Annotated in this window: 12 protein-coding genes and 1 tRNA gene; 9 read left to right on the plus strand and 4 right to left on the minus strand. The window is 43.0% G+C overall.

Annotation, left to right across the window (positions count from 1 at the left end):
- Positions 1-81: 81 nt before the first annotated feature.
- Positions 82-891: a pyrroline-5-carboxylate reductase gene (gene proC, locus TA_RS00695; protein ID WP_241761854.1), complete on the plus strand. Its 810-nt coding sequence runs from the start codon at positions 82-84 to the stop codon at positions 889-891.
- 92 nt (positions 892-983) lie between these two features.
- Here proC and sdx read toward each other — a convergent pair whose 3' ends face one another.
- On the minus strand, positions 984-1,319 hold the full coding sequence (gene sdx, locus TA_RS00700) for a sulredoxin (RefSeq protein WP_010900567.1): 336 nt from the start codon (positions 1,317-1,319) through the stop codon (positions 984-986).
- Between the two features lie 123 nt (positions 1,320-1,442).
- Here sdx and TA_RS00705 point away from each other — a divergent pair, with 123 nt between their 5' ends.
- Positions 1,443-2,744, plus strand: coding sequence for an MFS transporter (locus TA_RS00705; RefSeq protein WP_241761855.1), 1,302 nt, complete (start codon positions 1,443-1,445; stop codon positions 2,742-2,744).
- Positions 2,745-2,759: 15 nt separating this feature from the next.
- Here TA_RS00705 and TA_RS00710 read toward each other — a convergent pair whose 3' ends face one another.
- Complete coding sequence (locus tag TA_RS00710; protein WP_010900569.1) at positions 2,760-4,451, minus strand: APC family permease; 1,692 nt, start codon at positions 4,449-4,451, stop codon at positions 2,760-2,762.
- Positions 4,452-4,709: 258 nt separating this feature from the next.
- On the opposite strand from TA_RS00710, the gene TA_RS00715 reads away from it, so the two are divergent.
- The 7 genes from TA_RS00715 (at position 4,710) to TA_RS00740 (ending at position 11,691) form a co-directional block, all read left to right on the plus strand.
- Complete coding sequence (locus tag TA_RS00715) at positions 4,710-5,663, plus strand: ABC transporter ATP-binding protein (protein WP_010900570.1); 954 nt, start codon at positions 4,710-4,712, stop codon at positions 5,661-5,663.
- 118 nt (positions 5,664-5,781) lie between these two features.
- On the plus strand, positions 5,782-7,191 hold the full coding sequence (locus tag TA_RS00720) for an ABC transporter substrate-binding protein (RefSeq protein WP_010900571.1): 1,410 nt from the start codon (positions 5,782-5,784) through the stop codon (positions 7,189-7,191).
- Positions 7,192-7,282: 91 nt separating this feature from the next.
- On the plus strand, positions 7,283-8,059 hold the full coding sequence (locus TA_RS00725) for a carbohydrate ABC transporter permease (RefSeq protein WP_052295711.1): 777 nt from the start codon (positions 7,283-7,285) through the stop codon (positions 8,057-8,059).
- A 244-nt stretch (positions 8,060-8,303) separates the two neighbouring features.
- The gene (locus tag TA_RS00730; RefSeq protein ID WP_197525261.1) at positions 8,304-8,888 is read left to right on the plus strand and encodes a carbohydrate ABC transporter permease; all 585 of its coding nucleotides are present in this window, start codon (positions 8,304-8,306) and stop codon (positions 8,886-8,888) included.
- A gap of 47 nt (positions 8,889-8,935) precedes the next feature.
- Entirely contained in the window at positions 8,936-10,102 is a 1,167-nt protein-coding gene (locus tag TA_RS00735; protein ID WP_010900574.1) for an amylo-alpha-1,6-glucosidase, read from the plus strand.
- Positions 10,103-10,587: 485 nt separating this feature from the next.
- On the plus strand, positions 10,588-10,809 hold the full coding sequence (locus TA_RS08280) for a hypothetical protein (protein WP_241761911.1): 222 nt from the start codon (positions 10,588-10,590) through the stop codon (positions 10,807-10,809).
- Between the two features lie 657 nt (positions 10,810-11,466).
- Complete coding sequence (locus tag TA_RS00740; protein ID WP_048161445.1) at positions 11,467-11,691, plus strand: hypothetical protein; 225 nt, start codon at positions 11,467-11,469, stop codon at positions 11,689-11,691.
- A 320-nt stretch (positions 11,692-12,011) separates the two neighbouring features.
- Here TA_RS00740 and TA_RS00745 read toward each other — a convergent pair.
- Positions 12,012-12,086: transfer RNA gene (locus TA_RS00745), tRNA-Glu, on the minus strand.
- Between the two features lie 25 nt (positions 12,087-12,111).
- Positions 12,112-13,692: an APC family permease gene (locus TA_RS00750; RefSeq protein ID WP_010900575.1), complete on the minus strand. Its 1,581-nt coding sequence runs from the start codon at positions 13,690-13,692 to the stop codon at positions 12,112-12,114.
- Positions 13,693-13,705 lie beyond the last annotated feature (13 nt).

Consider the following 13,705-nt stretch of genomic DNA (forward strand, 5'->3'; position numbering starts at 1 on the left):
ATACATAAGATATTGACGTTTTGCCGGAAAGGTTCAGGAAGAATTAATAACATGATAAAAATTCCTCAGGCGGGTAGAGACTTGGAAACCATAGCTGTGATAGGCGCAGGAACAATTGGATCGGCCATATCCATATCGCTTGCAAAGGCGGGTTATCATGTTATTTCCACAAGAAGAAGGCCGGATCTGAATGCAGGTCTCAAGGCATATGGCATTACGGTAACATCGGATAATGTTCAGGCCGTAACCTCGGCCGATATGGTTATACTGACGCTGAAGCCTGCTGATCTGGTTTCAGAGATGAAGAAGCTATCCCAGATCCTCGAGGGAAAGATCGTAGTTTCCATGGCCGCTGCAGTCCCCATTAGGGTGATACGTCACATCCTTCCCAGATCCTTCATAGTGAGATCGATGACGAACATAGCCGCTGAGGTCAATGCAGGCTACACACCTTTCTGCACCCTGGAAGAGGATGAAGGTAAGATCTCCTTCGTCAGCCGTGTACTGGGGGTGTTCGGGGAAACGGAGCGTGTAGATGAAAAATACATGGATGCGCTGACCGCACTGAGCGGCAGCGGGCCAGCCTACATACTGACCATAATAGAGGCCATGATGTATGGCGGCCTGAAGGTTGGTCTTCCGAGAAGCATTGCACTGAAGGCATCATACCAGACGGTAATGGGATCTGCAAAGCTGCTTGCCATGAGCGGCGACCATCCATCAGCAATAAAGGAGAAGGTCATAACGCCTGGCGGAGTCACCATTGATGGCATATACGAGCTTGAAAATGGCAAGATAAGGACATCGATAATGAAGGCCATAGAATCGTCAACGCTTAAGGCAAGAAAGATATCGAAGGATCTTTTTCCAGAAGAATCTGATAAGAATTGATCTGCCTAAATGGGAATTTTATGGGCCATACCAACTCATTGAGTTGATGAAAAATGCCTCTTTAATTTTAAAAAATTCTTCAGTTGGACATTTCAGTCCACGTCAACCTCAAGAAAACCGGCATTATCCCTGACGTTGTAGACCTTAAGGCCAAGCTTTTCCATAGGTGCGTTTGGCGCAACGGAAGGTGGTTCGATCATTTTTCCTGTAGTTACCTCGAACCTTGCACCGTGGCACGAGCATCTGACTGTCATCGTATCCTCCTCAAAAATTCCGAGTATGCATCTGGCGTGGCTGCAGACTGCATTCAGGCCATGGAGGCCATCCTTTCCCCTGGCTATGAATATTACGTTTCCGTCCACGTTGACAGCTATTTGCCCGCCTGCATTTTCAAGTGCCTTCACTGAAACCGTCCTTTTCCAGGCCATGGTGGATCATCGCTATCTAATAGAAAAATTTTGATACTCATTATCTAGTAATAATGAATAAAATATGATCGAATCATCCTTAACATGTTAGAGGCAATTTTATTTCTTCAGCGGCGATCCGCAATGATGGAATATGCATCTTCTCTAACAAGGAAAATAAATGTGTGGTCAGTGTATCCAGGTGCTCTGGTTGGTTGGATCATGGATGCATTCAACCTGAGCATGATGTTTCTCCTGGTTCCGGTGCTTGCCAATCTCTTCTTTCCGGCACATTATGGCCTCGCCATAGTCGGAACATGGAGCATATACACAACCACCTTTGTGTTCAGGCCTGTGGGCGGTTTCATATTCGGACGCCTCGGAGACAGGATCGGAAGGAAGAACACCATGTTCATAACGCTGCTCGGCCTCGGTCTTATCACGTTTGCCACAGGTTTCCTTCCAGTTTATGCCACCATAGGCATAATTGCACCGATCCTTCTCTTTCTGTTCAGAGCAATAACAGGCATATTCGCCGGTGGCGAGTATGGAAACGGTTCGTCGATCATAATGGAATCGATATCTGGCAATCGCAGGGGTATATGGGGCGCAGCCGTACAGAGTGGATATCCGATAGGCTATACACTGGCAGCTTCAATATTCCTCTATCTCCATTATGTATTTCCAGGATCAAGCTTCAACGTTACCGGATGGAGGTGGATGTTCTGGATAGGCCTCATACCAGCCATAATCGGCCTAATAATAAGGATAAGGATGCCGGAATCGGTGCTCTGGGAGGAAAGTGTAAAGAAAAAGAACCCTCTGAAAAGATCGTTTAGTCCGACGATAGTGTACAACGTAATACTTGGTGCGCTTGCGATGACGGGCATCGCATGGGTTTATGGCTTAACGCTTGGATTCTTCCCGACCGTACTGTCCGTACATGCTTTCATGAAGTTCCCGTATTTCATCTATGTGGTTATAACCGCTATATTGATCTCGCTACTTGGATACATGGCCTCTGGATATCTCAGTGATATCATTGGAAGAAGGCTCACAATGGTGATATTTTCATCGATGGCCATAATTCTTGCAATACCGCTGACTTATATGATAATGGGTCATTACCTCGGCTTCACAGGTGCCCTGATATTCGCCAGCATAATAGCATTCGTCACGACAGGTGTTTACGGTGTTATACCATCATACCTGGCTGAGAAGTTCCCGACCGAGATGAGGAGCACCGGCACAGGCATAGGATTCAACGGAGGCTTCATACTTGGCAACTGGAGCACCGTGTTCCTGCTCCTGATAGTGGCCTTCACCTCCAAGGCATTTTACGCATGGTGGGGAGCATTCATCATAATAGGCGAGATATTCATACTGATCTCTGCTGTGCTTTCAAAAGAAACAAAAGGCGTTGATCTGTCAAATATAAAATTATGAATTTTTATATTTTTTTCAAACGTACTGGTCTTCGTTAGCGACCATGGCGGCGATCTCCTCTGTCTTTATCCCGCTTCTTATGGCCCAGAAATAGAACAGCGCACTGACTATGGCAACAACGATGAGATCGAGCGGGAACTTTATAACATCAATGCCACCGTATTCGCCGAGGTATGATAGAACCGTGAGCACTATTATGAAAAATGGCACCCAGAGTCCCGCTTTTACGTTTGTGCTGTTGAAACTCTGTTCTATCTTGTGCAGCGCAGCCAGGATACCGTATAGAACGAGGCCAGCAAATATTCCAATGGCCAGATACAGCGTCGTTGGCCAACCGGTCCAGTAAACCGCTTCCGATGCCAGTATGAAGGCAATAGGAGCGAAAACGTCTGCAGCAGGAAGCCTGAACGGCCTTTTAAGCTCTGGAGCCTGCTTTCTGAGATTCATCAGCGCAGCACCACCGACGATGTACGTGAATACGGTTGCACCGCTTATGAATCCGACCATCTTATACCAGCTCGGGAACGGAAGGAAAAACAGGAATCCAACGAGAAGTGTCGTTATCAGCGGTATAAGTGGTATCCTGTTCCTTTCCTCTATCTTCGCAAACGTCTTTGGCAGATGGCCATTGACCGCCATGCCGTAAAGCGTCCTGGCGGATGTTCCCATGTAGACGTTAAGCGTTCCAGATGGTGCAAGGTATGCACTTGCGTACAGCGTATAGGTAAGCCACACAAGGCCAGCTGAGAGGGCAACAGTTGCAAACGGTGCGTTCATGAGATCGTATGCGTATGGATAAGCTGTTGCAGCATTTGATGAAGAGGCCAGTGAAGAGAGTTGCTGCCACTGGCCCGGCAAGAGTCCAACCTTCGACCAGTCTATACCTCCCACGAATACAACCTGAAGAAGAGAATATATTAGCATGCCTATGAGAACGGATCCAATTGTGGCGATCGGTATTGATCTCTGTGGGTTTCTTGCTTCGCCCCCATAGTCAATGGCCTGCCTGAAGCCAAAGTATGAGAATACTATGCCTGTGCTGGATATCGCCGCAAATACAGGCGCCCATCCGTAAGGCATGAAGCCATTGCTTGGTATTATCTCGGATGGATTGAAATGCACAAATATGAGAACTAATATCGTTATGACTGGAATTATGACCTTTACCCATGTGAGGCCCTGGTTGGTCTTTCCCATTATGTGAACACCAGCATAGTTAAGGAAGAAGAATCCTATCATAAGTATCATAGCGATGAGCGTTCCGAGTCCAGTCATTATACCGTTTGCTATTAACGCCGGCTTTGTAACGTAGCTGGCTGCATAGGTAACAACAGCCTCAGCCTCTATGGCCGGAACGGACACGGCGCTGAGGAAGTAGGCCCACCCAAAGAGAAATCCTGCGAAGCTTCCATGCGATAGATGACCGTATCTAACTATCGCGCCTGAACGCGGTATCATCGATCCTAGTTCGGCATAAACCAGCGCTATGAAGATGACTATTATGCCACCAAGCACCCATGCTAATATTGATGCAGGACCGGATAATACAGAAGCAGCATATGCGGCAAAGAGCCAGCCTGATCCAATTATACCACCAACACTAAGCATGAGGAGATCCCAGGTTGAAAGGGCCTTTCTCAATTTCTTATCTTGATTTTCAGCATAGGATATATTTGCATCAGATGGTATGCTACTTTGTTCTCCCATGCAATGAATATGTATTAAAATATATATAAAATTTCTCCTCAGAAGCTAATTCCATTTTCTTATAATTATTTAAAAAATACCGCTTTTAATGGTATTGATGTCAGTTATATTTGATATAATATATTAAAAGATTTAGTATATCACATAGTTTCTATCTTATTTTATACAAAATTAAGATTAGAAATCTAATAGACATTCTTATATGAAAATAGAAGAATTCTAAAAAGATTAAATATCAATGATTTAATATATCGACGTATGACCGCAAAACTTGAACTTAGAAATATCAATAAATCCTATGGTAAATTTAAGGTGATATCGGATCTTTCATTGACAATTGAGAAGGGAGAATTCTTTGTTATTTTAGGACCTTCTGGAACTGGGAAATCTACTCTTCTAAAGATAATAGTCGGAATAGAACAGCCTGATTCTGGAAAAATAATAATAGATGGCAAGGATGTAACAAAATTACCTCCAAATAAGAGAAATATAGCCATGGTTTTTCAGAACTATGCCCTGTATCCAAATATGAATGTCTTTGACAACATCGCATTTCCTCTCAGGATGAACCATTTCAGGAATATATCTAGAAGAGTTCATGAAACCGCACAAAAACTGGGAATTGAAAATCTATTGGATAAAAAAGTAACGCAGATAAGTGGTGGGCAGCAACAAAGGGTGGCTCTGGCAAGAGCAATTGTACGCAATCCTGCGCTCTTTCTGCTTGACGAACCATTAAGCAATCTGGACGCGCGAGTAAGATATGCAGCTAGAAATGAACTAAAAAAGATTCAACAGGAACTTGATCAGACTTTTCTCTTCGTTACCCACGATCAGAAGGAAGCTGAAGCACTTGGGGACAGAATAGGTGTTTTGCACAGTGGAAAATTTGAGCAAATTGGATCGTATGAAGAACTCTACAATGATCCAAAAACCGTCTGGGTCGGAGATTTTATAGGGGATTATCCAATGAACTTCATTGGGGAAAAAGGGTTTCGTCCGGAATGGGCTATTATCGAAGATGAAGGAGAATATATTGCTACTGTTGATTCGGTGGAGACGGTAGGTGGAACTTATTTTCTCCACTGCGTTGGGCCGGAGGATTCATCGATCATTTTGAAGTCTGAAACAAAATATAATGCCGGAGATAAGGTGAGCTTCAGTATAAAAAAATACAAAACATTTGAAGAAGCACAGAATCAGGTACAATGACCTAATTCATTTAATGTATTAAGATAGCTTATTATATAATTTATTACAGCTTAATTTATTCCACATAAAATCTATTTACTAATAAAAATACTTAAATAGAATGATTTGAAATACCACCATGATTAAAATGACTGAAAGTCAGGACTATGAAGAAAAGAAGAAACCATGGGGATGGATAATCGCGATAGTGGTTGTCGCGATAGTGGCATTCTCTGCGGGCTACTTTCCATTCCATTCAGCAAAAACGACAAGCTCTAGCGTTGTCAACATTGAATTCTATGAGAGCGTAGCAGCATCTGAGGCCAAATTCATAAATGATACGCTTATACCACAGTTTGAGGCAGAATATCCTGGAATTCATGTGACATTCGTTAACGTTGGAAGTGAAGATGTATCTAAAGATATACTTGCTATGGAAGCTTCAGGCCATGTAGGCCCAATAGTGGCAGGACAGGATAACCTCGAAATCGGCCAGCTCATATACAGCTCGCATGGAAATGTGCTGATGAATCTCACGGCAATGTCTCCGGCGCTAATGCCATCAAGCCTTATTCCCGCGGCATCCAATCTGGTTCAGTATGAACAGAAGGTTTTTGGGGGAATATATTTCTTCCCATTCCGTGGTAATGTTCCGCTTGTATTCTATAATAAAACCGCACTGTCTGATGCCGGCATAAGCTCTCCACCAGCCAATTATACACAGTTGCTTCAGGACGCAATGACGATACACAGCAAGACTGGTAAAGATCCAATAATGATCCAAGGGGCATCCACAAACGGAGGGCATACAGGATCCAGCACCGCAACCGAGATGTACCAGATGATGGTCCAGTTTGGAGGCAACCCGCTGTATCTCAATGATACAGGAGATATACACGCCGTGGAAATGCTTTACAATCTAAGCGCATATTTCAGCCCGGACTTCAAAACGGGATACTGGGGGTCCTACAGGGGTTTAGCGGTAGGTAATTATTCCATTCTTGATTACCAGTGGCCATACGTTTACAATATACTTACGGCTTCACCATACAATATGACTAATTCCACGCTTGGTGTTTATCCTGGTCCAGCCGGTCCAGTGAATGCGAATCATGTACTTGGTGGTGACGTTCTGTTCATACCAAAGGGTGCGACAAATATCCCAAGTCTTGAAGCATTCATAAGATTCCTGCTTGGCGCGCAGGCACAGAGGGAAACCCTGCTGAACCTTTCATGGGTTGCTATAAATCAAAACGCCTATAGGAATCTACCGAAAAGCGAATCCGTTATATTCACAGCACTTGAGCAGGCTATCGCTACGGGAGTATTCCTCAGAAACCCAACACCATGGATCACAGAATGGCAAGTTATATTCTGCAACGATGTATTCAATCCGCTATTCGTTACCCACAGTAAGACATATTCGGATATACCGAGTCTTCTAAGCTATGCTCACAGCCAGATGTATAGCTATATAGCAGCTAACTATGGCCAAGCCAACGCTACACTCTACAATAACCCGAATGCATATGCACCGATATCTGTATAAACTTTGAAAAAATAAGGTATTTAGTATGAAATGGAGAGACGAATGGACAGCATATATACTTATGCTGCCCGCTATTATTTATGTATTGTATTTGGCGTTTATTCCTGCAATTGAAGCAGTTTACGGAAGTTTTCACACAGCCACCGGCAAGACGTCTTTGTACAATTACAATTTCGTATTTTCTACCTTTGGAACCTCTCCGATCATAAATACATTCATCGTTACTGCTTCTGCTCTTCTACTTCAGTTTACTGTTGCCTTTCTAGTTGCGTCTTTGCTTTCAAAGCCATTCAGAGGTAGAGGAGTGTTTTCAGCCATTTTTCTGATTCCGTTCGGTGTGGCTACGATTGTGACTGGTGTAATATTCCATGACATATTTTCAACGTTTGGAGGATACGCAAACACAGTACTTTTGGATCTGCACTTAAAGCCCATAGACTGGACCGGTTCCTATGGAACCTCTCTCTTAGTACTGATACTTGCGGATTCATGGAAGAATACTCCGATAGTGACGCTGGTATTGCTATCCGGAATGGTAACGATACCTAGCGACCTGTATGCGCAGGCAATGGTAGATGGTGCCGGTCCGATATCGCGCTTTTTCCATATAACAATACCAAATATGATCGGATTCATTGCCATAGCTCTGATGATAAGGGGCATAAGCGAGTTCAATATATTCGCAATGGCACTATTGCTGTTTCCACATGCACTGCTCACGACCATGACATACGCCTTATTCGATACGGTTAACGCTTATCCAGCTGACGCCGGGGCAACGATACTGCTGGCATTCGTTCTCGTGTTCGCTGCTCTTGTGATGTTTATGAGATCCAGACAGGGAAAGGTGAGTTCGAATGGTAAATGAATACAAAGGCCCAAGATCAAAGTATTATTTTTATATCGGCGGTGTTATCTTTTCTTTCATAGTGATTATCCCACTTTATTTTCTTGTGATAATCGCGTTTGCAAGTCCAAGTCAAACTCTTGGCGCATATTATCCTCCTTTGATTCCTAGCAAATTTACCTTAGAAAATCTCAAGTCAGCTTTTTCTGGATATAGTTCAATTTTGATAGCAGCATTCTATAAATCTCTGGAAACAGCTTTCATCGTGGCGTCCATAGCAATATTGTTAGGTTTCCATGCCGCATACGGTCTATCCAGGATTCCATATAAACTGAGCAATCTAATACTTGGTTTACTGTTCTTTTCCACGATGATACCATCGCTGACCATAGCAATACCTATTAGCGCCACGTTCATAAAGATAGGTCTTTACGACTCTGCGCTGGGCCTAGCCTTAGCTCAGGAGCTTGTTGTTCTACCGTTAACTGTATTTCTGATAACTGGTTCACTTGAATCCGTGCCTCGAACTCTCGAATATCAGGCAAGGGTGGATGGAGCCACATTCATACAGGCACTATACCGCATCATATTTCCACTTGCAGTACCTGGTGTTGTGGCTGCTTTCCTACTTTCGTGGCTTATGTCATGGGACGAATTCACTTTCGCAGTCATCATTTCTCCAGTGCATCCAACCCTTCCTATATTGATATACTTGGAAAGTACAGCAAGGGGCGACATATTCACTGGTACGGTTTTTGCTCTGTTGGTTACAATACCTGTGATAATCCTGACAATAATACTGTCAAAATTCCTTAGAGGTAGCTATATGTCTGCCGGTATAACAGGTTAAAACCATAATGACCTTTATTTATATGCCTTATAAGCTGGTGCCTTGAGTTGTCTCAGGATGTCCCTGGAAATCTATTGGATGAGATTCGCATATTGAGGAGTCCTAAAGGATATCTGTATGCAGGCTTACCTAAATTTAGAGCTTTATTTGGCCGTGATTCGATAATATCCTCAATTCAACTCATTGATCTATTCCCAGATATAGCTCAAAATACCGTTATATACCTTAAAGATCTGCAGGGGCGTAAACTAGATTATTCAATTGGAGAATATCCAGGAAAAATACTTCATGAATATTATGATGATGAAAAAATATTTTTAGACCGCAAAAGATCCATACCATGGCTGAACAGCCGCATAAATTATTTTTCTGTGGACAGTACGCCTTTATTCATACTTTTGATAAAGAATCTGTTCCTGAGAAATCTGATAGATATAGAACAGTTCAAAGACTCGATTATGATGGCAATGCAGTTCCTTATTGCATATTCATCATCTGATGGATTGATTACCTACGATAAAGCGCTGCTGGGTGCAGGTCTGATGTCCCAATCATGGAGAGATGGAGTTGGAGATATAATGGACAGATTGAAATCCCCAGTTGCAACTGTTGGTGTACAGGGATATTTCTATGAAAGTGCTGATTTTGTGCTCAATTTATTTCCAGACTCGCTCATCGAGGAGTCTTTGCCGGATCTAAAGGACTTTTATTCAAAAATGAGAGAGATTCTCGAAAACAAATTCTGGTTGGAAGAAACTGGTTATTATGGCCTTGCTGTTGATGGGGATGGCGTGATAGAACAGGCAGCAACGTCTGATCCTGGGCATCTCATTGGCAGCGGTATACTAACACGATCTAGAGAAAGAGATGTAATAGATAGACTGTTCGAAAGTGATCTATTAACTGATTACGGAATAAGAACATTATCAGCAAAGGATCCACGTTTCGATCCCAAAGCATATCAACGCGGTTCTATATGGCCACAAGACAATTGGATAATTGCGGATGGCATAAAAAGGAGAGGATATCTAAAGGAATATCGGGAGCTGAGAGAGAGGTTGATTGCAGCATACGAGTATTATGGGAGAATGCCGGAATATTTTGGTGTAGATCGCTATGGAAAGATTATGGATCTTAGTAAGTTGAGAATTAAGCCGTGTTATCCTCAGGCTTGGTCTACAGGAGCAATTATAAACTTTGTTACGTTCAAATAGGGGTTTTATCTTTTATGGAACATCCGACAAATGTCGAACAATATTAATAGGAAATTGATGACGGGGTATGCCCCGGAAGCATATCACATTGATCGAAGATTGTAGACAGTGTAATTTCGTCTGATAAATGAAATATACAGATAGGCCGATCCTGGAGATCTTAATTCTGCTACAGATATTCTACATATCGGACCATTCTTGATGTATGCATGAACGATGAAGAATACATGAATATGATAGGAATTTATGCTATACTATCGTATTAGATGTCATAAAGGTCTCGGAAGTTCGATCTGCATGGAATGAACAGTTAGATCGTATTCTTATGTCTCATGAATTATTGTGCAACTATCGATTAATTGTAAGTAAATATAGGTATTTCACTGCTGTCAGGAGGAAACAGTATGTAAACTACGAGAATCCTGTATCAATCGAAGACAACGGAGAGATGGCTCTATGGAAGAAAATGCCACGTGTTCATAGAGGTGGATTCTTTGCTTATAATCAACTATAAGATCACGAAGGGAAAAATCCATGTTTCTTGTGTTTCACATCATATAATCGATTCTGTCAGAAATTGTCCGTACGTACTTGCAGATTCTGTATACGATATTTTAGAGAAATATGATTTCGCCTTTGATAACGCATGCCATTACTGTTATCTATACGAACATAGGGGGCATAGTTCCCAATCGATTGACTGTTAACCGCAGCATTGGTATCTATCTGAGAAAGAAGTATTCTTCGCTGTATTTCCTTAGATGAGGGATAGAACGGCTGTTCTCTATACTGGAAGAGATACTTAAGGCAGATTACGTATGGTATGTCAGGAGCGGATCATACGATAAAGCGATTGGATTGAAGACCATTGCATGCAATCTCATTGATCGCATCAAACATCGAAATGGTAGATAAGCCAAGGGAGATGGTGAAAATCGTCAGTTCCTAAATTGTGAGACACCCTAATATTCTAAGAAAAACGAAAATACCTCCATTACAGTTCGTTGTGAATGTTTCCAACCCTACTAAATCATGAGCACAATAACTTTCAAGATAAAACTTGACGTCCTTTACATATGGTTAAAAAGAAGTGCATATCTCCTCAGGTCAAGACCTGATGCAGAGCGTTAAGTTTTGATGGTATAAAACAGTGAGGAACACCATAAGGCTCCTGAAGCGTATGTAGGCACAGAGTTGTAACCTAGAGGACCGGACTCAATAAATGTAATTTTACGCAAGATCTGGGATACAATGGGTAACTCAATAGCCAACGACCACATCAAGGTGTCCAACAGGTACCTCAAATACATTGGGAAGAAGGATCTGAAATATTTCAAGGGGTAGAACTCCTTTGTTGTGGAATTATGCGTACCAAAAGAGAGAGACAAACGCCTCTATGTAGCCGAAAGAACAGGGCCAGAGGAAAGGTGTATGTTCATGCTGCTTTTCTGGACTGGCGTAAGGCTCAGGAGGCATGCGAACTCCGCCTTGACAACATCGGCCAGGACAAGATAAGGGTGAGAGGGAAGGGGCAGAAGGTCAGAGAGATAGGTCCTCCGCCTGAGATCATGGAAGTCATCAACAGGTAGAGAAAAGTTAGAGGGAGCACGGATAGGGATTATCTTTTCGTCATCTGCAAGGGGGAAATGTTGTATAAATACTTCAAAAGGAGACGCGAGCTTGTTGCGCTAAAAGGTAGAAATGAAATTCTATACACGCATGGCAAGAAACACATATACAACTGAGGACCCGAAGTAGGGTGCATCGGCGTAATATGCGTACAGAATCCTCAGGCATGAGGATCTTTCGATCACGCAGATATATCAACGCCATTCCTAAGATGCAGCAATACAGTAAGCAAATAAGATGAAGTTTTTTCTAGGACAACTTCCAGCATATTTGTATTCTATGCTCCGGTCGGGATTTGGACCCGAGTCGGGGGATTGAGAGTCCCTAATGCTTGGCCGGACTACACCACCGGAGCTTTGAGGGAAATTTCATTTATACATTTATTCTTTTTGTTTTCCGGACTTCATGAAAGAGATTCCAGCTCTAACGGCGATAATATATACAAATAATGATAGAAATACGAAAGCTGTGATAGGAACAAGTATGTTTAACGATTCATAGTAGGTGTGCAGAAAGGAGAACGAAAGAATAATTATCAGATAGACCGGTAGCCAAATCCCGTATCCTAGGTCAACATTTCTGAAATTCTTTTCTTTCAATATCAGCAGCACCGCCGGAATAGAGAACAAAGCTATGACTATGTCGATCTTGGTGAACGGAGTAATGAAAATTATGATCCCAGCCATAACGAAGATTGCAGGCTGTACTACTCCATAAAGCCCCTTCAGTATCTGATTCTCTGGCGATGTTCGCCTTATAACGCCGGACGACGCAGCAGGGCCAATGAATGATATCAGCAGAAGCACACCTAGTGCCTCAATTATGGAATGCCAGCTCTTCAGCGTCAAAAGTACGATCGCTGAGATCACGAAGTTAAATATCAGCGCAATTCGTGGTATACCAGTTTTGCCATCAATGCGAACAAAGAATGATGGGAAGAAACCATCCTTCGCGAGTGCATACGTTGCCCTGGAGTTCGAAGCTACGGCCGCCATAGAGGATCCGCTTGGCGAATATATCGAATCAGCTATGATCAGCGAATAGAGCCACGTCAGGTTGAAATACAGAGCTATATCTGCAAAGGGAGAGGCCAGAAACAATCCAGACCATCCATGTCGCAGAAAGGAAGAAGGAACGGAACCTATGAAGGTTATTTCCAGTGCTATATAGAATACAAGCGAAAAGATGATGACAAGAATGAGCGCTGTTGGCCCGTCTCTAGCTGGCCTTTTGGATTCGCCTGCAAGGTTAATTACGGCTTGAAACCCAAGGTATGAATATACGATCCCTGCGGAGACAATCGCTGCAAGCACCGATGAAAGTCCATACGGATAAAATCCCGAAACCGTAAAATTCCTGAATCTGAATGATAGGAGGATGAGGGTCAGCATGGTCACTGTTGGCACAACCAGTTTCAAGGCCGTTAGCCCATTTATTATTCTAGCAAATATCTTGACACCATAATAATTCACAAGCACAAATAGAAACATGAAACCTAAGGCGATGCCCATACCTTCAGGCGTCAACGTACCACTATGGAACACTCCGGGTACGTATGAAGACATGTATTCCACAAGCGCACTGGCCTCACTCGGTGGATTCATGGTATAGGCAAGCCATAATGCCCATCCGGTGATCGAACCCGCCAGTTTACCATGCGTATATATTGGATACCTTACCATCCCTCCTGCTTCGGTTCTGAAACCCATTAAATGCGAAAAGGTTAATCCCACAAGAAGGACGAGGACACCACCAATTGCCCAAGATATGATTGAGGCTGGGCCGGCAACTCTGGCAGCGTAAAGTGGCGCAAATAGCCATCCTGATCCTATCACGCCGGTTATGCCTATGAGGAATAAATCGACAATGCCGAGATCCTTTCTCAGTTTTCTATCCTCGCGTATATATTTTTCCTCAACTCGTTCTGTATCCGTGTGAATCTGCAATTCTGCTGAATTCATTTTTCCTCAGATA

Source organism: Thermoplasma acidophilum DSM 1728, assembly GCF_000195915.1.
Taxonomy (GTDB): Archaea; Thermoplasmatota; Thermoplasmata; order Thermoplasmatales; family Thermoplasmataceae; genus Thermoplasma; species Thermoplasma acidophilum.

Excerpts from the sequence above, each read along its gene's own strand:
- TA_RS00715 (WP_010900570.1), top strand. The coding sequence starts at position 4,710 with ATGACCGCAAAACTTGAACTTAGAAATATCAATAAATCCTATGGTAAA.
- TA_RS00740 (WP_048161445.1), top strand. The coding sequence starts at position 11,467 with ATGCGTACCAAAAGAGAGAGACAAACGCCTCTATGTAGCCGAAAGAAC.
- TA_RS00750 (WP_010900575.1), bottom strand. The coding sequence starts at position 13,692 with ATGAATTCAGCAGAATTGCAGATTCACACGGATACAGAACGAGTTGAG.
- sdx (WP_010900567.1), bottom strand. The coding sequence starts at position 1,319 with ATGGCCTGGAAAAGGACGGTTTCAGTGAAGGCACTTGAAAATGCAGGC.
- TA_RS00720 (WP_010900571.1), top strand. The coding sequence starts at position 5,782 with ATGATTAAAATGACTGAAAGTCAGGACTATGAAGAAAAGAAGAAACCA.
- TA_RS00710 (WP_010900569.1), bottom strand. The coding sequence starts at position 4,451 with ATGGGAGAACAAAGTAGCATACCATCTGATGCAAATATATCCTATGCT.
- TA_RS00705 (WP_241761855.1), top strand. The coding sequence starts at position 1,443 with ATGATGGAATATGCATCTTCTCTAACAAGGAAAATAAATGTGTGGTCA.